The organism is Pseudoalteromonas sp. ND6B, assembly GCF_000764215.1.
Taxonomy (GTDB): domain Bacteria; phylum Pseudomonadota; class Gammaproteobacteria; order Enterobacterales; family Alteromonadaceae; genus Pseudoalteromonas; species Pseudoalteromonas tetraodonis.
On sequence record NZ_JQFL01000003.1, the window covers coordinates 120,308 to 140,827 of the forward strand.

The 20,520-nt window shown below is 40.5% G+C and carries 16 protein-coding genes and 1 other annotated feature; of the genes, 10 read left to right on the forward strand and 6 right to left on the reverse strand.

The window, feature by feature from the left end:
- Positions 1–149 precede the first annotated feature (149 nt).
- The 3 genes from ND6B_RS17135 (at position 150) to ND6B_RS17125 (ending at position 4,811) form a co-directional block, all read left to right on the forward strand.
- Positions 150–1,415 (forward strand): sugar MFS transporter, encoded by a 1,266-nt coding sequence (locus ND6B_RS17135; protein WP_033102616.1) that lies wholly within the window; start codon positions 150–152, stop codon positions 1,413–1,415.
- 16 nt (positions 1,416–1,431) lie between these two features.
- Entirely contained in the window at positions 1,432–3,948 is a 2,517-nt protein-coding gene (locus ND6B_RS17130; RefSeq protein WP_033102617.1) for a glycoside hydrolase family 3 protein, read from the forward strand.
- A gap of 242 nt (positions 3,949–4,190) precedes the next feature.
- Entirely contained in the window at positions 4,191–4,811 is a 621-nt protein-coding gene (locus ND6B_RS17125; RefSeq protein WP_033102618.1) for a fumarylacetoacetate hydrolase family protein, read from the forward strand.
- Here the strand turns inward: ND6B_RS17125 and ND6B_RS17120 are convergent.
- The 3 genes from ND6B_RS17120 to ND6B_RS17110 form a co-directional block, all read right to left on the reverse strand.
- Entirely contained in the window at positions 4,744–5,676 is a 933-nt protein-coding gene (locus ND6B_RS17120) for an ABC transporter substrate-binding protein (protein ID WP_010390904.1), read from the reverse strand. The two genes, ND6B_RS17125 and ND6B_RS17120, sit on opposite strands and share 68 nt — an antisense overlap.
- A gap of 123 nt (positions 5,677–5,799) precedes the next feature.
- Positions 5,800–6,852, reverse strand: a complete 1,053-nt coding sequence (locus ND6B_RS17115; RefSeq protein WP_028834339.1) for an aldo/keto reductase — start codon at positions 6,850–6,852, stop codon at positions 5,800–5,802.
- A gap of 12 nt (positions 6,853–6,864) precedes the next feature.
- A complete protein-coding gene (locus ND6B_RS17110; RefSeq protein WP_028834338.1) occupies positions 6,865–7,296 on the reverse strand; it encodes an acyl-CoA thioesterase in 432 nt (143 codons plus the stop codon).
- A gap of 316 nt (positions 7,297–7,612) precedes the next feature.
- Between ND6B_RS17110 and ND6B_RS20250 the strand changes: the two genes are divergently transcribed.
- The 3 genes from ND6B_RS20250 to ND6B_RS17100 all read left to right on the forward strand — a co-directional run bounded on the left by ND6B_RS20250 (position 7,613) and on the right by ND6B_RS17100 (position 10,563).
- Complete coding sequence (locus ND6B_RS20250; RefSeq protein WP_013464196.1) at positions 7,613–7,789, forward strand: hypothetical protein; 177 nt, start codon at positions 7,613–7,615, stop codon at positions 7,787–7,789.
- Between the two features lie 72 nt (positions 7,790–7,861).
- On the forward strand, positions 7,862–8,917 hold the full coding sequence (dinB, locus tag ND6B_RS17105) for a DNA polymerase IV (RefSeq protein WP_033102619.1): 1,056 nt from the start codon (positions 7,862–7,864) through the stop codon (positions 8,915–8,917).
- A gap of 110 nt (positions 8,918–9,027) precedes the next feature.
- Positions 9,028–10,563 (forward strand): M17 family metallopeptidase, encoded by a 1,536-nt coding sequence (locus ND6B_RS17100; RefSeq protein ID WP_033102620.1) that lies wholly within the window; start codon positions 9,028–9,030, stop codon positions 10,561–10,563.
- Between the two features lie 80 nt (positions 10,564–10,643).
- Here ND6B_RS17100 and ND6B_RS17095 read toward each other — a convergent pair whose 3' ends face one another.
- Positions 10,644–12,281 carry a methyl-accepting chemotaxis protein gene (locus ND6B_RS17095; RefSeq protein WP_028834934.1) on the reverse strand — a complete coding sequence of 546 codons (1,638 nt, stop codon included), beginning with the start codon at positions 12,279–12,281 and terminating at the stop codon, positions 10,644–10,646.
- A 273-nt stretch (positions 12,282–12,554) separates the two neighbouring features.
- The gene (locus ND6B_RS17090) at positions 12,555–14,780 is read right to left on the reverse strand and encodes a S9 family peptidase (RefSeq protein ID WP_033102621.1); all 2,226 of its coding nucleotides are present in this window, start codon (positions 14,778–14,780) and stop codon (positions 12,555–12,557) included.
- A 107-nt stretch (positions 14,781–14,887) separates the two neighbouring features.
- Between ND6B_RS17090 and ND6B_RS17085 the strand changes: the two genes are divergently transcribed.
- The gene (locus tag ND6B_RS17085) at positions 14,888–15,286 is read left to right on the forward strand and encodes an HIT domain-containing protein (protein WP_013464220.1); all 399 of its coding nucleotides are present in this window, start codon (positions 14,888–14,890) and stop codon (positions 15,284–15,286) included.
- Between the two features lie 31 nt (positions 15,287–15,317).
- The gene (locus ND6B_RS17080) at positions 15,318–15,848 is read left to right on the forward strand and encodes a hypothetical protein (RefSeq protein WP_033102622.1); all 531 of its coding nucleotides are present in this window, start codon (positions 15,318–15,320) and stop codon (positions 15,846–15,848) included.
- Positions 15,849–16,236: 388 nt separating this feature from the next.
- Here the strand turns inward: ND6B_RS17080 and ND6B_RS17075 are convergent, their stop codons facing one another.
- A complete protein-coding gene (locus ND6B_RS17075; RefSeq protein WP_033102623.1) occupies positions 16,237–17,937 on the reverse strand; it encodes a dipeptidyl-peptidase 3 family protein in 1,701 nt (566 codons plus the stop codon).
- Positions 17,938–18,218: 281 nt separating this feature from the next.
- On the opposite strand from ND6B_RS17075, the gene ND6B_RS17070 reads away from it, so the two are divergent.
- Positions 18,219–19,058 carry an HDOD domain-containing protein gene (locus tag ND6B_RS17070; protein ID WP_013464223.1) on the forward strand — a complete coding sequence of 280 codons (840 nt, stop codon included), beginning with the start codon at positions 18,219–18,221 and terminating at the stop codon, positions 19,056–19,058.
- A gap of 203 nt (positions 19,059–19,261) precedes the next feature.
- Positions 19,262–20,481, forward strand: a protein-coding gene (locus ND6B_RS17060) for an IS3 family transposase (protein WP_089368775.1) whose coding sequence is annotated in 2 segments (ribosomal slippage) — positions 19,262–19,541 and positions 19,541–20,481 — 1,221 coding nt in all. Because the reading frame shifts where the segments join, the coding sequence is not laid out codon by codon here.
- Positions 19,540–19,656: a sequence feature (AL1L pseudoknot), on the forward strand. It overlaps the preceding gene by 117 nt.
- Positions 20,482–20,520 lie beyond the last annotated feature (39 nt).

A 20,520-nucleotide genomic window follows, 5' to 3' on the forward strand; every position in this document is an offset into this window, starting at 1 on the left:
TTGTAAATAAATTGATAAATTTTCTCTGTATGCTATAAATGTAAGCGCTTACATTTGGTGTTGCAACTATTATCTGCTTTTTAAGTTTTACTAAACGCAATTAAATAGAGGTAACAATCTGATAATTATAAATAATTAGAGATTATACTATGGCACATATCACACAGCCACTACCGGCAGCAGAAAACAGCCAAAAACCAGGGTCTACACACACCTTTGCGTTAACATCGCTTACGACCTTGTTTTTTATGTGGGGTTTTCTTACCTGCCTGAACGATATTTTAATTCCGTATTTAAAGGGAATGTTCTCCCTTAATTACACCCAAGCAATGTTGGTACAATTTTGTTTTTTTGGTGCCTACTTTGTTATGTCAATTCCTGCAGGAAAACTCGTTAGTAAAATAGGTTACCAATTTGGTATTGTTGTTGGTTTGGTTGTCGCTTCGATAGGGTGTGCATTATTCTACCCCGCTGCAGAGGCACATGTTTACGAACTATTTTTACTTGCTTTATTTGTGCTTGCTTCAGGGATCACTATTTTACAAGTCTCTGCTAACCCTTATGTAAGCGTATTAGGGCCTGCAAAAACAGCGTCTTCGCGTTTAACTATGACCCAAGCTTTTAACTCTTTAGGAACAACGGTTGCGCCATTATTTGGTAGTTGGTTGATTTTGTCTGAAATTAGTCAAGCTACAGCCGAACAAGTTAAGTTCCCTTACTTAATGCTCAGTGCAAGTTTACTGACACTGGCTATTATTTTTGCTTTTTTGAAGTTACCTAAACTCGGTAAAGCGATTGATAGTGAAGCTGAAAATCAAGGTGACACTGAGTTTGTTGACTTAGGCAGTGTTTGGAAATATCGCCATCTTATTTTGGGCGCTATTGGTATTTTTGTTTATGTAGGTGCTGAAGTTGCGATTGGTAGCTTTTTAGTCGGCTTTTTAACCCTTGACCATATTGCAGGTTTACCTGAGCAACAAGCTGCACATTATATTAGCTATTATTTTGCAGGTGCAATGATAGGGCGATTTGCTGGCGCTGCGATTATGCAAAGATTAAATGCAGCCAAGGTGTTAGCTTGTCATGGTATTTTGGCCGGTGTGTTAGTGTTAATTGCAATGACAGGTCAAGGGTCACTCGCTATGTGGGCTATTTTATTGGTTGGTCTGTGTAACTCTATTATGTTCCCTACTATTTTTAGTTTAGCGCTTCAAGGCTTGGGTAAATACACCTCACAGGGGTCGGGTATTTTATGCTTAGCGATTGTAGGTGGAGCTATTATTCCATTACTACAAGGTATGCTGGCTGACAATATCGGTGTGCAGTTAGCGCTTATACTGCCTATTGGCTGCTATTTATATATTACTTACTTCGCGCTGTTTGGTGCAAAAAAAACAACGTCAACTCGTCTTTAAGTTTTAGGTGAATGCTATGATTATTAAACGAACTTTTTCAGTCACTGCACTGATGCTAGCAGCAATAACCAGCAGCGGTTGTTCGCAACCCTCTAACAGTGCTAGCGATGCGACAAATCAAAAAGAAATTTGGCCAACAATAGAAACCGGTATTAAAAGCGATGCTCAAATGGAGCAAAAAATCGCAGATATGCTAAAGACCATGACGCTAGAGCAAAAAATAGCGCAAATGATCCAACCTGAAATTCGTCATATTACGGTTGAAGATATGCGTAAATATGGCTTTGGCTCCTATTTAAATGGCGGTGGCTCGTTTCCAAATAACAATAAACATGCAACCCCCGAAGACTGGGTTGATTTAGCTGAAAAGATGTATCAAGCGTCTATTGATGATTCTCTCGATGGCAGCACGATTCCTACAATGTGGGGCACTGATGCGGTACATGGACACAACAATGTGATTGGTGCGACTTTATTTCCGCATAATATTGGTTTAGGGGCGGCGAACAACCCTGAACTTATTGAAAAAATTGCCGCAGCAACGGCGCGTGAAGTTATGGTTACCGGTATTGACTGGGTATTTGCACCTACGGTTGCCGTAGTGCGAGATGATCGTTGGGGTCGCACTTACGAGGGGTATTCTGAAGACCCTGAAATAGTAAAAGCATATTCAGCCTCAATTGTTAAAGGCTTACAAGGCGCTGTTGATGAAGACTTTTTATCAGATACGCGGGTAGTTAGTACGGTTAAGCATTTTTTAGGTGATGGCGGTACTGTGAATGGCGATGATCAAGGTAATAATATCGCCTCTGAAGAAGAATTATTTGCGCTTCATGCTCAAGGTTATGTTGGTGGTTTGGGTGCAGGTGCACAAACGGTAATGGCCTCGTTTAATAGCTGGCATGGTGAAAAAATTCACGGCAGTAAATATTTACTGACCGATGTGCTTAAAGATAAAATGGGTTTTGATGGCTTTGTTGTCGGTGACTGGAATGGCCACGGGCAGGTTAAAGGTTGTTCTAATAGTAACTGTGCTCAAGCGGCTAATGCGGGCTTAGACGTATACATGGCACCGGATGAGTGGAAACCATTATTTAGCAACTTGGTTAACCAAGCTAATAGCGGTGAAATCCCACTCAGTAGAATTAATGATGCAGTAACGCGTATTTTACGCGTTAAAATGCGTGCAGGGTTATTTGATAAACCAAGCCCTGCGAAGCGTCCCCTGTCTGGAAAAACTGAAATTATTGGTAGTAGCGAACACCGTGCAGTGGCTAAACAGGCTGTACGCGAGTCTTTAGTATTACTTAAAAATAAGCAGCAGTTACTGCCATTATCACCTAAAACCAACGTATTAGTCGCAGGCATAGGGGCTGATAACATAGGTATGCAGTCGGGTGGTTGGAGTGTTACGTGGCAAGGTACAGGTAATAAAAACAGTGATTTTCCTGGTGGCAGCTCTATTTATGCAGGTATTAAAGATACTGTAGAGCAAGCTGGTGGCAGTGCAGCGCTGAGCGTTGAAGGGGAATATACAGCACGCCCTGATGTCGCCATTGTGGTGTTTGGTGAGCAACCATACGCAGAGGGTAATGGTGATGTTGATAACCTCGAATACCAGCGCGGTAATAAAAGCGACTTAGCGCTACTGCGTAAGTTTAAAGATGCGGGAATTCCTGTTGTTTCATTATTTATAAGCGGTCGCCCTATGTGGGTTAATGCTGAGCTTAACGCCAGTGATGCGTTCGTTGCTATTTGGCTTCCAGGTAGTGAAGGCGATGCTATTAGCGATGTCTTGTTTAAAAATGCAGACGGTTCAATTAATCATGACTTTAAAGGGAAATTATCGTTTTCATGGCCTAATAATCCAATTGATAATGAAAACCGTAACGACGAAGCTTACAGCCCATTACTTCCTTATGGTTTTGGTTTAACTTACAACGATAGTAATGTCTTAAAAGATGACTTGCTGGAGCAAACTCAACAGACTGAAAAACTGGATGATTTAGTATTGTTTGAGCGTGCAATTAAAGCACCGTGGTCACTGGTTTTAAAAAGTGGTGAGCAACAAAAAACGGTGGCGAGCAGTCGCGAGTCATTAGGTGCGGTGAGCATCCAAACATTTGATAAAGAGGTGCAAGAAGATGCGCGCGCTATTCGTTTTAATGGCCAAGCAATGGCTGGGGTTAATTTAGCCGCGGCATTCCCATCTGACTTACGCTCATACGTTGAGAGTAATGGCCAACTGCAAATGCAAATTAAAGTAGATAAAGCCGCGGCTAGTCCGTTATGGGTTGGTATGGGGTGTGGTGATAGTTGTCAGGGTAAGTTTGATATTACTGATAACCTTGAGCAATCAGGTCAATGGCAAACATTAAACATCAACTTAAGTTGTTTTGCAGAGCAAGGTGTTGATTTAGCACAAGTGTTCACCCCTTGGCAGTTAAGCACGCAAGGTGATTGGCATGTATCTATTGCTAAGCTGGCTATTACAGCAAATGCTGTCGAGCAAAGTAGTGTTACTTGTAAGTAGTCAATAACCTATTAACAAACATCAATAAGCAGGTACTAAATGTACCTGCTTATTGCTTTAAAACCGCGTATACAAAAACCTACCAAATTAGTCCCTTCTTACTTTCATTCCATTCTATGTGATTGATTATATTCAGCTCAATAGTTATCATAAAAACATAATAAAACTGCATTCGCTTTTGCGTTAATTATTTGAGAGTATGCCGAAATATTAAACGCGTTATGTAATTAACAGGTGAGAGAATGAATCAAATAAAGCTGGCTTCGCAGAACATACAGCCTTCAAAAATAGTCTGTGTGGGGCGCAATTACAGTGCGCATATTGCTGAATTAAACAACGAACACCCTGAGCAAATGGTAATTTTTAATAAGCCTAATAGCGCGATCACTAATACCTTACTCTCTTCCCATAACGGTGATACATTACATTATGAAACTGAATTGTGCTTTGTGATTAAAAATAAGCAGCTTGCAGGGGTAGGGATTGGACTCGATTTGACTAAGCGAGCTTTGCAAAGCAGTTTAAAAGAAAAGGGCTTGCCGTGGGAACGTGCTAAAGCATTCGATGGCTCAGCATTATTTAGTGAGTTTATTGAATTAACGCCAGAAATGACATCGTTTATATTTGAATTACATATTGATGGCAAGCCGGTTCAACATGGTGATAGCCAACTTATGTTGCACCAACCTGCACAAATATTGGCTGAGGTTAGTCAGTTTATGAGCCTCGAAGAAGGCGACATTATTATGACTGGCACTCCTGCTGGCGTAGGGATGGTTAGTACTGGACGAGAGTTCAACGTTGCTCTTTATTCTGGTCAGCAGTGTTTATTGGAGCATCATTGGTCTGTGAGTCAAAGTTAATTATGTGTTGATAATATTGTTTATCAAAATTATCGATATGTTCACTTAGCCAGTGTCGCTGGCTTAGTTGATGAGCCGCTGATTCTAGTATGGTACTTTCTAATGCCGCATTAATTTTCTTAATTGCCTGATTAGCAAAATCATTAGGCGCATTAGTCGCACAGCCTACAGCTCCTTTGATTAATGAGCGCGTATTTTGAGCTATGGGTATACTAACTATTTTTATAGGGTGTTGTTGCTGGTTAAAGTAACTGGCCATAAAAGGGTAATCGAGCGAGTAGTCTAAAAAGCCATGCCTCAACCTATCGATCACAACGCCACTCTCATTATCACTACTTAAGCTCAAGGACACGTTATGATGGCTCAAAGAGTTTTCAATAATCATATTTATGTGTGGTGAAAAACGTCGTGCTGCGGCTTGTCCATAGGTAAAGCGTTCATCGCTAAGTAAACTAATTAAATTTATAGGATTACCATGTGCTTTAGTAAGTGTTTCTGCTTTTTGGTTAGTTGTAATAATACTAAACTCAGGGTAGATAGAGGTAGGACGTGAGTATGTATAGACTTCGTTGGTGCTCTTTTTATGGATTACGCATGGAAAGCAGACATTTTTGCCTTCTTTGATATATTTATTAATTCGTTTTTGTGGAACAAATAATCGAGTATGTTTTACATCCTTTATACTACTGATTAGTTGCTTAGTTAAATTATCACACAAGCCCATTTGAGTATTCTCTGAGTCTAAGTGAAAAGGTGGTGTGTTGCTTTGTAGCCATAAAATTTCAGTGAGCTGATTTTTAGATTGGCTAATACTGTTACTCGAGAATATTAAAAATAGCAGGCAGAAATAACGAGCTGTATCCATAAAAAGCTGATAATTCTTTATTAAATGACTGTATTTAATTATACCTTAGCGCTTAAAAAATAAACATAAAGAATAGCAAAGAATCAACATTATTGAATAACATTTACCCTTTGCTTGATTTCATTAGTAAGGCATTGGATTATTTCTAAATATGATATCAATCGCTGATAACACGTCATCGCTTAGTGTTAGGTCAAACGCATCAATGTCTTCCTTTAATTGCGCCATAGTAGTGGCACCAATAATAGATGATGTCACTCCATCAACTTGATTACTCCAAGCCAGCGCTAATTGAGCTGGGGTGATAGCGTGTGCATGGGCAAGTTCAACATACTCTTTGGTCGCCTGTTGTGATTGTGGCGTATCACGAAAAATACCGTTACGCTGCATAAATGTCCAGCGGGAGCCTTCAGGGCGTGCTCCATTTAGGTATTTACCGGTTAATAGCCCTGCGGCCAATGGTGACCAAGGTAAATAAGCAATATCTTCATGTACACATTGTTCTATTAAATAAGGCCAATCTTTGGCATGTACTAGGCTAAACTCGTTTTGGATAGACACCATTTTTGGCAAGTTATGCTCTTTTGATAAATTTAAAAATTGGCTAATTCCCCAAGGCGTATCATCAGAAAGCCCACAATGCTTAATTTTTCCTGCTTTAACACACGCATCTAACCCCTCTAAAATATCAAGCATATCAGCGGTGTGTTGTTTTGCATCGACATCAGTAAATTTAAGCATGCCAGGCCATTGCCTTGCAAAATGAGGAGTGCGACGATTTGGCCAATGTAATTGGTATAAGTCAATATAATCTGTTTGTAAGCGCTTTAGAGACTGATCAACGGCATCAATAACAGCTTGGCGAGTAATATCACCGCCATCACGGATCCATGAAAGCCCATTACCGGCAATTTTAGTTGCAATAACAATGTCTTTTCGTTTTTGTGAATTACGTGCTATCCAATTGCCTATAATTTCTTCTGTTTTACCGTAGGTATCGGGAGAGGGAGGAACAGCATACATTTCTGCTGTATCAATAAAGTTCACACCCTGCTCAAGCGCATAGGCTATCTGTTGGTCGGCATCATGTTGGGTGTTTTGTACTCCCCAGGTCATGCTACCTAAACACACTCTTGAAACGCTAACACCACTACTGCCTAATTGACTATATTGCATTGCTAATCCTAATTATTCGGTTTGAGAGTTTGCTTTTAAAGCCGATAACAATGGCTCAGTGATCGTGGCTTTTTGGCCTGTTTTAAAGTCAAACATCACCACTTTTGACATGCCGGTGGTTGTTATCGCGTTTTGCGCATGACTAAACACACTGTAGTTCATTACAAATCGGTCAGATTTAATATCACTAATGGTAATACCTACGCTCAATGTGTCGGGAAAGGTAACTGGACGCTTATAGCGAATATTATTTTCACTGATCACAGGCCCCGTGGCTTTTGAGTTGATGGTATCAAATAAATTTAATTTATTTAAAAAATCGATTCTGGCTATTTCAAAATAACGCAGGTAAACACAGTTATTAACATGCTGTAGGGCATCCATATCGCCCCATGCCACAGTAATATCGGTATGAATAGGGTGTTGTTGTTTAAACGTTTCCATGTATTTATTGCTCTTAGTTTTAAAGCATTTAGATTAGCAATATGGTCGGATGAGCTCAAGGGAATTATAACTAGGGGTGGAGCTACTCTGTATTGCCCTCATGGATGTAAATAAGGGACGTAAGCAGGACATGGAAGCTTTGCGCCTTTTTTATTTAAACAATTAGGCTATAAACCTCGCGCCGCGAGTAAACTGCCTCAGATTGAACAAACCTTAACCTTAAAAGAACAACAGTGCTAAATAAAAACCCTTGAGTAAAAATTGTACCTCTTTAAATTCATGGCTATAGTAACTATTAACACACAAGGAGATAACTATGCAGAATATAATTAATTGGTTATTGGCATGCACCGTTTTTATAGCGTCGTTTACTTGTTACGCTATGGGTAATGAGGCTGGGGCAATTGTTTTGATTTTATTAGGCTTTTCTTTAGAAATTTTATTTTGGATGTATTGTTTTAATAAGCCAAAGAAAAGTAAACGCTCTTTTTAAGCAATAACATGCTTGCTAATTAAAAGTGATTCCACAATAATGGCTGTATAAATAAACAGTTGTTATTGTGTGATGAAAAAGTTTATTCATATAGATATGGACTGCTTTTATGCGGCCGTAGAAATGCGCGACAATCCTAAGCTTGCAAGCGTACCACTGGCAATTGGCGGAAATAGTCGCCGTGGAGTGCTCTCTACCGCTAACTATATTGCTAGAGAGTATGGGGTGCGCTCTGCTATGTCTAACTATCATGCCAAACAGCTTTGCCCTGACTTAGTTATTGTGCCTGGCAGAATGGCTGTTTATAAACAAGTATCAACACAGATCCGCGCCATTTTTAACCGCTATACTGACCTTGTAGAACCTCTTTCGCTTGATGAAGCATATTTAGATGTGAGCCATAGTACTGCTTTTAAAGGTAGTGCAACGTTAATTGCTGAGCAAATTCGTACCGATATTTTTAATACCACAGGACTGACTGCATCTGCAGGGATTGCCCCAATTAAATTTATAGCCAAAATTGCTAGTGATGAAAATAAGCCCAATGGCCAATTTGTAGTATTGCCTGAGCAGGTTGACTCGTTTTTAGCCCAATTGCCATTAGGTAAAATTCCAGGGGTGGGTAAAGTAACTCTAGAAAAGCTTAATTTAAAAGGGTTATACACGGGGCAAGATGTGCGCGAAAAAGGGGCTAATTGGATGCAACAGCATGTGGGTAATTTTGGTGTGTCGTTATATCAAAAGTGCATGGGTGAGCATATAGGGCGCGTTTCCACCGAGCGGGTACGTAAGTCATTGAGTGTGGAACATACTTATGAATACAACAAAAACAGCCTAGATGAATGCCTTGAACAATTACCGCAACTGTTAGATGAACTCGTGGTTCGATTAAATAAACAGCAACTACAACATAAAATTAATAAATTAAGTGTTAAAGTTAAATTTGCTAATTTTGTAGTGACCTCAGCAGATCAAGCTGCGCATCAATTAAACACGGCTATTTTTAAAGAGTTACTCGCCAAAGCCTATCAACGTGGATTACAACAACCGGTGCGCTTATTAGGAATTGGCGTGGGTATTAAAAATCAACCAGAGCATAATTTACAGCTCAGTATTTTAGATGTGTAAAACGTGTAACTCCAAGTTGCCAGTAAATATGCAGGTTATCGCAGTTCACTGGTTATAAATTGCTAAATAAATAATAATAGGGACTACGTTTTCTAACAGGATCCTTTTTTATGGCATATCCAAAAGCAGTACTGGCTAAGCCGGTAAGTGCAAGCCTAGATTGTACATCGCATGATGCACTTATTATTATCAGCAACGACTTTTCTCATTTACCAAATACGCCACTGCGTGATGCAATTTTAGACCAAGCCCAAGTAGACTCTCGCATAGGCAATCAAGTCACCTTGTTAGTGATTGCCGGTAAACGTGTCGTGTTAGCGCCAACAGGCCCTTTAAACAGAGATTATGACGACGTTCGTCGTTATTTTGATGCAGCCAAATTAGCCATTAATGAGGCAAAAGCATCAGGTAGTGTTAACCCTGCTATTTATTTACCCGCTTTAAATACGGATAGCCGTTATCAACATGCTCTTGAAGTGGCTTACTTAGGCGCATGCCAAGCATTATGGCAACCCCTAGAAGCGCGTGAGTTTCATGGTCAAGGTATTGAACCTATTACTCAAATAGGCTTAATTGATGCCAATGAGCAAACAATCAAAGCAGTCAATGCGTTAGCTGCGGGGCAATATGCCGCACGTGATTTATGTGGCACCGAGCCTGAACGCATGGCACCACCACGTTTTGCTGATTATTGTACTGAGTTATTTGAAAACAGTGCGGTGAGCGTTGATGTGATTGATGATTTAGCTGCCATTGATAAGCATTACCCCATGCTAAGTACCGTTGCTCGCGCATCGTATGCGGTAGAGCGTCATCATCCACGCGTTGTTAAACTTGAATACGTGCCTGAGGGCGAAGTAACCCGAACACTGATGTTTGTTGGTAAAGGTTTAGTCTATGACACGGGCGGTGCAGATTTAAAAGTCGGTGGTTTTATGGCGGGCATGAGCCGCGATAAAGGCGGTGCGGCCTCGGTTGCTGGATTTATGAAAGCAGTAGCCGATTATCAGCCTAAAGGGGTTAAAGTGATTGCTTTTTTAGCGGTTGTACGCAACTCTATTGGTTCAGATTGTTTTGTCCCTGATGAAATAATTACTAGCCGAGAAGGTGTGCGAGTACGTATTGGTAATACCGATGCCGAAGGGCGTTTAGCTATGGGTGATTTACTCAGTGAAATGAAAGATTTAGCTAAAAACGAAATAAATCCAACGCTGTTTACAGTGGCAACCTTAACAGGGCATGCTGCGCGCGCGATGGGGCCTTATGGCGCATATGTTGAGAATGGGCCCGCGCGTAGTGCTAATATTTCACGCCAATTAGCCGATTGTGGTGATTTATGGGCTGACGGTGCTGAAGTGTCGCGTTCACGCCGTGAAGATTATGATTTTATAAAACCACGCACTTTAGCTGACGATGTGCTTTCTAGTAATAATGCGGCTTCTGCTGTCACAGCGCGCGGCCATCAATTCCCTATGGCATTTTTAGCTGTGGTAGGTGGATTAGATAAGCATGGTAATGAATCTACTTTACCACTTCCTTATGTACATATGGATATTGCTGGTAGTGGCGTTGAAGGCGGCGACTGGCAACATGGTAAACCAACTGCAGCGTCAGTAAGCAGTTTATTTGCCCGCTATTGTTTATAACTCCCTATAAATAATCCTAAAAAGCCCTGAAAATCAGGGCTTTTTAATTGGTGGAAGATATTTATTATCCGGAGTTAAGGTTAACTAAGCTTAAAGCGCGATACCACGCTTGATAACTCAACACTGCTTTGTTTGAGTTTGTCGCTAGCGCGAGTTAAATCTTTGGTGTTACCCAATGATTGCTCTGTAGATTGTGATAAATCATTAATTCTTAAATTCACCTCGTCTGCGGCTGATGTTTGCTGCTCTGTGGCGCGAGCAATTTGGCCGTTCATATCAGTGATCACCGATACCAGCCTGTCTATTTCATCAAGTGATTCATTAGCTGAAGAGGCTTGTTCAACCGTAGAAATAGAAATCTCTTGGCTAGATTTTACCGCTTCAACTGCAGCTTTAGCCCCTTCTTGCAGCTTAGCTATCATAGCTTGAATCTCATCAGTGCTTTTACCTGTCCGGCTGGCAAGTGTTCTTACTTCGTCGGCTACAACTGCAAAGCCTCTTCCATGTTCACCTGCTCTTGCAGCTTCAATAGCTGCGTTTAGCGCTAACAGATTGGTTTGTTCAGCAATGCTTCTAATAACATCAAGTACTGAGCCAATATTATTACTCTCTTGAGCAAGGTCGGCGGTCACTTTGCTCACGGTTTCTATATTACTAGAGAGGGTTTCAATGGCGGTAATGGTTTTCGACACTACATTTTTACCCGTTGATGCGTTACTAGCAGCATCATTTGCGGCTTGCTCAGCAGCTTCGGCATTACGGCTAACATCATGAATTTGATGAGTCATTTGCTCCATTGCCGCGGCTACTTGGGTGCTACTGTCGTTTTGAAGCTCAATAAACGACTGGCTGGTTTTGCTAGAATCATCTACAGCATGGGCATGCTCGTTTACATCGTTTGCGCTTTTGGCAACCAGCACCAAAGACTCCCTAATTTTGGATACAAACAAGTTAAATGACCGCGACAGCTGAGATATTTCATCATTGCCATTTTCGTTGAGAGTACGGGTTAAATCCCCCTCACCTTGAGATATATCTTTCATCATTTCAGCTGCTAAACGAGTCGGCGTTAAAATACTGCGACCAATAAAGTAGCTAAAAAGTACGACAACGACGATCATAATCATTACATTGATAACGATAATAGTACGTTGCTGCGAAAAGGTGTTGTCTATGGTATCAAGGTAAACGCCCGAGCCGATGATCCATTGCCATTGATTAAAGCCTTTTACATACGCAATTTTATCTACGGGTTTGTCGCTGCCGGGTTTTGGCCACTTGTAAGGCACATAGCCTTCGCCGGATTTTTTAACAACATCAACCATTTCAACAAACAAAGGGGTGCCATCAGGGTCTTTATTATTCGTTAAATCTTTCCCTTCAAGCGCTGGTTTAATTGGGTGCATTACCATGGCTGGCTGATAATTGTTGATCCAAAAATAGTTAGTATCATCGTAACGCAATGAGCGTATTGAGGCCATCGCTTGAGATTGTGCTTGTGCACGAGTGAGTGTTTGACTTTGTTCAAGCGCTGCGTAGTGTGTAATGATGCTATAAGCAGTTTCCACCACATTTTTAGTTTTTAGATATTGCTCATTTTTAAGCGATTTATATTGATTACTTAAACTCGAAATACTCAATACAATTAAACCAAAAATTACAATCCCTACTAAAATGGCTAAACGTTGAAATATAGTAAAACGACGGAGGTTTGGCATATGCATGTTCCCGTATTAGAGCATTATTTCTCTTAAATAAGCATAGTTAAAATATAGGCTAATACGGTTTTATTTTCCTTATATTGTACTTTTAATACTCTCTTTGTTAACTAGTTTGCGTAAATACAATAAAAAGGATAGGCCGAACTTTTATTTAACGGGTGCTTATAATGAATTTAATTATTGTTTGTTGACGTTTCAATATAGCTTATCTGCATAAAAAAAGGCTGATACTTATATCAGCCTTTAGTCGAATAATTAACCCAGTTTTAGTTACTTTGTATTAAAATTACGGTTAAAGAAGTTTGTAATAGTTTGATGTAAATGAGTTTGAACTTGTTTACCGCGAAGGCTATGTTTTGAGCCCGGGTAAGTCATCATTTCAAACTGTTGATTGTTATCTTGCAGCTGTTTAAACAATTTAGTGGCATGGGTAAATAATACGTTGTCATCGGCCATACCATGGTAAATCATTAATGGGCCTTTTAAGCCTTCAGCGTATGGGAACACCGCACTGTCGATATAGCCTTGGGCATTAGTATCTGGGTGACCCAAATAGCGCTCGGTGTAATGGGTGTCGTATAGAGCCCAGTCGGTAACCGGAGCACCAGATACACCCGCGCTAAAGTAATCGCCTGCTTTAAACATAGTCATCAGCGCCATATAACCACCGTAGCTGTGGCCATAAATACCAATGCGAGCAGGGTCTACGTAATCAAGGGTAAGTAAAAACTCAACGCCTTTGATTTGATCCGCCACTTCTACAACGCCTAAGTGCTTATAAATCGCATCTTCAAACTTTTTACCGCGATTGTAAGAGCCTCGGTTATCAAGTTGAAAAATTACATAACCTTGTTGCGCCATGTATTGAAAGTATAAGTTTTTGCTGCGCCAGCTATTGGTTACTCGCTGAGCATGAGGACCACCGTAAACGTTTACAATAACCGGATGCTTTTTACCCTTTGCCATATTTGCTGGTTTAAATAAACGGTAATGCATAATTTGGCCGTCTTCAGCGGTAATTGTGCCGTATTCGGGCTGGGCTAAATCAGTTAGATACGGGGTAAGTGGGTGAGAGTCATCAAGCTTATTCTCTTCAAGCCACGTAATAAACTCACCATTAATTTTGCGCAGTGCAGCTGAATTTGGCTTATTAACCGATGAGCTATTATCAATGAAAGTTTTATTATCTTTCGCTAGAACGACATTATGGTATTGGCCTTTTTCAGTAATGCGCTTCATAGCCCCTTTTTTAAATAAAGGCGCACTGTATAAATGGCTCTCTAGCGGGGTATCTTTACGTGCAGCAAAGTAAACAACGCCATTTTTTTCATCTATCCCTTTTAGGCTATCTACGACCCAATCACCTGCGGTAATCTGGCGGATAAGTTGGCCGTTATTACGATATAAATAAAGGTGCTTAAATCCATCTCGCTCTGAGGCCCATACAAAATGCTTTTTATCTTTTAAAAATTCAAGGTCAAAATGCAAGTTGATCCAGGTATCACTTTTTTCAGTTAAAGCAACGGTTTGCTGTTTTGTTTTAGTGTTGTAAAAACGTAGTTCTAAGTTATGTTGCGAGCGGTTTTGCCATTGATAAGAGAGCGTATTGCTGTCGCTTAGCCACTTAGCGCGGGCAATATAAATATCTTTATCGTCGCCTAAGTCAATCCAGTCAACTGCTTGATCATTAAGCTTTACCACCCCAAGTTGAATGTCAACATTATTGGTGCCAGTAAATGGATAACGCTGGTTAAATAGTTTTACTTCATCAGCATAAATTTCGTTACGAATCGCTTCTTGAACAGGGCTTTCATCAACGCGAGTAAAGGCGATTTTAGATTCATCATTTGCCCACCAATAACCGGTCATACGGCTCATTTCTTCTTGCGCCACAAATTCGGCCATGCCGTTTTTAATTACGCCACCGCCATCTTTACTTAACTGAATTTCTTTACCTGAAGCCAGCTCTAGTGCATATAGGTTTTGCTCTCGGATAAAGGATACGAAATTTCCTTTTGGAGAGAAACGCGCATCGGTTTCAAATACGTCTGTGTTAGTCAGCTTTTTACTATTTTTAGCATCTAAGTCATAGTAATAAAGATCGCCATTAAGAGGGAATAACAGTGCTTTCCCATCTTTTGACCATTTATATTCAAGGATACCTTTTCCAAAAATACGTTGGCGTTCGCGGCGTGCTTTTTCTTCATCGGAGAGATTTTCTGGGCCTGAAAATAACTGCGCCGAATCAACTAACAACCGGTTGGTATTATCTTTTAAATTATATTCCCATAAATCGTAGCGGTTATAGTCATCGGTTTTACCTTGTAAGTAGGTAACCCGGCTACCATCAGGCGAAAACTTAAGTTGTACCGGAGATTTGCCTGCTAAGCTCGGATCATCAAATATACGCTCAAGCGTTAGCGGCTCAGCTTCTGCGCTTAATGCGCCCGCGAGTAGGGGAATTGCCAGTGAGAGATGTTTTAGTTTTTTTAACACAGGATTGCCTTTACTTACATAAAATTATCTCGATGGTAAAGCACAAGCGTGTGCAACTGCAACTAAATGCTATAAAGTGTGCGGTAAAATAATCTAAGGACTTTAACATGAGCAAAACATCATTTACCTTAGCACCTGAACTGAAAAGAGATTGTATTGAACTGGCTGATTGGCCACTTTGTAAGGTGTTGCTATTAAACGACAGCCAATATCCTTGGTTTGTATTGGTCCCCAGAATAGCGGGCTTAAAAGAGATTATTGATTTAACCGAGCAGCAACAAATTACTTATTTACACGAGTCAGCGAAACTCAGTCATTTGTTAATGGAGGTGTTTAATCCTGATAAGTTAAATGTAGCCGCATTGGGTAATATGGTGCCACAACTACATATTCATCATATCGCGCGTTTTAAAACAGATATTGCATGGCCTGCGCCGGTATGGGGCAAGTTTCCGAGTGTGCCTTATACTAATGAGCAGATAGAGCAATTAAAAGCGCATTTTTAAAAATCAAAATGAGTTACTTTGAGGGGATAGTATGAAATTAATCAAACAACTCTGTACAAGTGTATTTATTGCAGCCATTGCAGTGTCAGCAGTGATAGCGGGCGAGCAGCCAGTAGCTGTAGATGTGGTAAATAACGCTAATATTAAAAACTTTGCAGCACATAACAACTTAGTTTTTTCAGCAGCGCAACCGACTGATGAGCAGTTTAAGCAACTATCGCAAGCTAAGGTGAAGCACGTTATTAATTTACGTGCAGCAGATGAGCAAGACTGGGATGAAGGCGCGTTAGTCAATTCTTTAGGAATGAATTACCACGCAATTGAGATTGCAGGTGCACAAGATGTAAACAACGACAATGCAAAAAGATTAGCTAGCCTTTTAGAAGAACTTAAAGGTGAGTCAGTGGTTGTTCATTGTGCGAGCAGTAATCGTGTTGGTGCGCTAATGGCTATTTCAGCTCATCAACAAGGTGCAGATATAGAGTCTGCGATTGAAACCGGAAAGCAGTGGGGAATGGCAAGCCTTGAGCCGGTTGTTCGTAAAGTGATGAGTGATAAATAATTAGACTGATAAGTAATAAGGGTCTGTTGACCTTTCAAGGTTGAATTTGCAGCAGTCTGTTTGGTATTTAGGCAAGGCAGAGCCTATGTGGTGTGGTTATTCCCCATAAATAGGCGATAACGCAGCATCAATGCCAAACAGGCGCTGCCCGAAGGGTTCTGCCTAGGGGCGATTTACTCTTTGTTGCCTACATGGATGTAGGTAAGGGGCGTGAGCAGGACGCGGAAGCTTTGCTTGGTTTTTACTTAGCCCACTAGGTTACAAACCTCGCGCCGCGATTAAACCGCCCCTAGTTTGAACAAATTTTAATCCGCAAAGGTCAACAGACCCTAGATAAAAAAAGCGTTACAGTGTAACGCTTTTTATATGTGAGCTAATTTAGCGCATATTAATTAAGGCCAAGTACATCTTTACCTTGTTTGAAGGTTACATCTACAGGGATGTTCGCTTTGCTTAACTTTTCTAAATCTTTAGCTAGTTCCGCTTTAATATCGCCATGAGTTGCAATCAGTTGATCAACTTTTTCGTAATCACCGTCACCTTGCAGGGTTAAAATAAGGCGCGATAATTTAGCCATAGCGTCGCCCATTTTATCCATGTTGATGCTATACAAGCCGTCTTCATTTTTAGAGAAGGCACCTTCTTGAGCAAAAAAGTTAAAGCGGATCATATTTGCTTTACCATGTGCACTTGAAGCACCAAAGCGCACTGAGCGGAAAATACCCGCCATAAAAGTGGTGTAGTAATCTTCTAATGTACCTTCGGTGATTTCACCTTTTTTAAGTAACTGTTCAACCATGTATAAACCAAGAATATCGGCTTTACCTTCTTCCAAGGCGCTAGCGTGCTCTTGAAGTGATTGGCGAACAGTACCTTTACCCGTTATGGTGTTTTTAATTCCTAAACCGTGAGCTACTTCATGGAACATAGTGTTAGCAAAAAATGCATCAAAGGTAATGTGTTTACGTTGCTCTGGCACAATTAACTGCTCTGCGATAGGAACTAAAATTTTATCAAACTTCGCTCGCATTGCATTTTTAAGCTGTAAGCGACGTGTGCCTTTTTCTAGCTGTACTTGCTCATCATTTGGTAAGTTAATTGCAATGGTTTTACTGCCGGCATTTGAGTGCCCAGCATAATAAACAACATCGTAGGCATTTAAGTCAGCATCTGATCCTGGTACTTCTTGCTTGTACTTGCTATCAACAGGTAAGCCTTTTTGCAGCTCAGGTAAAAAGGCAGCAAATTTAGCCAGGCGTTCGCTCCATTTTAAATCTTTAATTAGTACATACGATTCATAGGCAGCACGGTAACCAAATAATTGGTCTTCGTAGTTTTCAATTGGGCCAATAACAACATCGATAGGATTATTTTTCATATCCATCCAAGCAAAGTCAGAGGCTTGGAAATCATCGCTTTGTATTGCGTCAGCTCGTAAGTTTAGGTAGTTGGCAAATTCTTTGTCGTCAGCTAATTTGCTGGCGTCTCTAAGTAGCTCAGCTGCTTGGGCAAGTTCTACGGCATATTCTTCTGAATAAGGCGTGCTGTATAAATTACCTAGTTCATCGCGTTTAATAAGTGAGTAAAGCCCTGTTTTATCTTTTACATCAGCGTTATTAAGCTCTTCTTTGGTGATGTCGGCCGGATAAAAACCGGCCCCAAGCGGCTTTTCTTTGTAGCCAGATAAAAATACTTCATCGCCATTTAAGCGATCCCATGGGCCGTAGTTAATATCAGCAAACTGACGTACTTTTTCATCATCTAATTGTGCTAAAAAGCTTTGTTTATCTTCACCAAATGCTTGTTTCCAAAATAAATCGTCCATAATTTTTGAAGCATCAATAAGCTTGGCAACCATGGCTTTTTGGTTCTCAGATAAGTGTGACAAATCGCTTTGTAAGCTAAAGTCTGTGTATATGTCTAAGCGTTGACGGTCAATATTAACGAGTGTTGGCCCAGAAGGCGCTTGAGAAGCCGTTGGCGCTGAGCTTTGCGGCGTATTGTTTGAAGACGGTGCTTGCTCAGAACAGGCACTAAGAAAAACGATGCCAGAGAGCAGTATTGCTTGGCTAATTTTATTTAAGATCATTATATTGCCTTTAAAAAGTCTATTTTATAACTTGTATACTGTAAGTTAAGGTACTGAATGAGTATTAGTGTGCCTTAGCATGCTTGCATTAAAGCAAAACATACTAGCAAATAGCAAGTATTAGACGTTAGAGTGCACTAATGAGGGGCCGCTGGTAAATAATCAATAATTATCTACAATTCTTTCTATTTTAGGTATATGTTTAATACTACTAAGCTTTGAAATAATTAATAATATAAGACTTGCTGTAAAGTGTAGGTCATTAAGCAAAGGGATATTTTATGTCTACAGAAAATGCCTTACTCACTATTTTAGTTGACAGAATTAACAACGACACACTGGTGTTGCCTACGTTACCTGAGGTAGCGATTAAGGTTCGCCAAGCCGCAGATAACCCCGATGTTAATTTGATGCAAATGTCAGATGTGATAGCACATGATCCTGCATTGTCGGCGCGGATGATCAAAGTCGCAAATAGTGCAATTATGGGCCGAGCTGTAAAGGTGTCTAACTTGCACCAAGCCGTTACACGTATTGGGCTTAGGCAAATAAAAAATATTGCCACAGCCATGGCGATGGAGCAGTTATTTGTATCTAACAACGAGTTAATAAAAGGCTACATGGGAAAGGCGTGGCATAAAACGCTGCATGTGGCCTCGCACTCTATTTCATTAATGGAGTTTTACTTAAAAAGAAATACCCATACATCGCTAAATCGCGATGCCATTACATTAGCTTCATTAGTTTATAATATTGGGGTGTTACCCATTTTAACTGAAGCAGAGCGTCACCCTGAAGTGTTTGCAAGCCCCAGCTTTTTAGCCCATGCGATTCAACGTTTAAGTGGTAAAATTGGTGGTTCAATCATGAAAGCATGGGAATTTCCTGATGTGTTTGTTGAGGTCGCGCAGCACTGGGCAGATGTGAATCATCGTACTGCTGAGGTGAGTTATATCGACTTTATTCGTGTTGGTGCAATCCTTGAGGGAACCTTACAAGTATCTGATAAGTCAGCAGCGCTGCAAACGTATATTGATAAAGGCATATTTCCTTCATTAGAAATGTTAGAGAGTGAAGAGTATTTGCATATGGTTGAAGACGTAAAAGAAATGTTTAGTTAATACCAATTTTATTAAAAACATGATTATTCTAGCGTATTAAATAATCCGCTACCTGCGTTAAAAATTATTTATATAGAACAACTATGTATCATAATTTTTGCCTTGTTATCGACTTATTTCTTTGTCGCTATAATAGATCACTAATTTAATGCATGAATCGCCCCGTGTTTGCCAGAGACTCAATAACTTGAGAAACTGGAACTATGAAAAAATCAAATCGCTATACATCAGAATTTCGTGAACGTGCAATTAGGCTTGTTACCACACAACAGCATGAATACCCTTCTCTTTGGGCTGCGCTAGTATCGATTTCAGATAAACTGGGATGTACCCCAGAAACACTTAGAGCATGGGTCAAGAAATCTCAAGCTCAACCGTCTAAACCCTCTTCTAATACGCAATCAACTGAAGAACGCCTTGCCGTCTTAGAGCGCGAGAATAAAGAGCTCAAGCGAACGAATGATATCCTGAGGCAAGCTGCCGCTTTTTTCGCCCAAGCGGAGCTCGACCGCAAACAGAAGTAATAGTGGATTTTATTGATGCTTGCAGAGAGCATTACGGTGTCGAGTCAATTTGCAAGGAATTGCCGATTGCACCATCAACGTATTATTCTCATAAACAGATACAAAGAGAGCCTGAGCGACTGTCTAACCGCAAAAAGCGTGATGCTGAGCTGATAATACTCATTCGCGAAGTGTGGGAGGATAATATGTCAGTTTATGGTGCAAGAAAAATATGGAAGCAGCTACAGCTTGACGACCATCAAGTCGCCCGCTGTACAGTCGAACGATTGATGCGAGTTATGGGAATTCAAGGTGTTCGTCGGGGTAAAGCACATAAGACAACGATACCTGACGAGCAACAAGATAAGCCACTTGATTTAGTTAATCGTCAATTTACTGCTGAGCAGCCAAATCAACTTTGGGTAGCTGACATCACCTATGTTGCCACATGGAGTGGGTTTGTTTATGTCGCTTTCGTGATAGATGTTTTTTCACGATACATTGTAGGTTGGCGTGTATCAACGACAATGCACACAGAGCTTATTCTTGATGCGTTAGAGCAAGCTATTTGGCATCGTGGCAACCCCGAAGGGTTAATTCACCACAGCGACAGAGGCAGCCAATATTTGTCTATACGATACACTGAGCGACTTGCTGAAGCTGGAATTCAAGCGTCTGTAGGCAGTGTGGGTGACTCTTATGACAATGCATTGGCTGAAACAATAAATGGATTATTTAAAACAGAGATTATTCGCAGAAATGGCCCGTGGAAGAATGTTGATGCTGTTGAATACGCAACGTTAGAGTGGGTCAATTGGTTTAATAATCAACGCTTATTATCTTCAATTGGGTATATTTCACCAGCTCAATATGAAACAGACTACTATGATAATTTAAACGAGTCAGGTAAAGTGGCCTGACTTAAACAAACTGGTCTCCGATGAACTCGGGGCGATTCA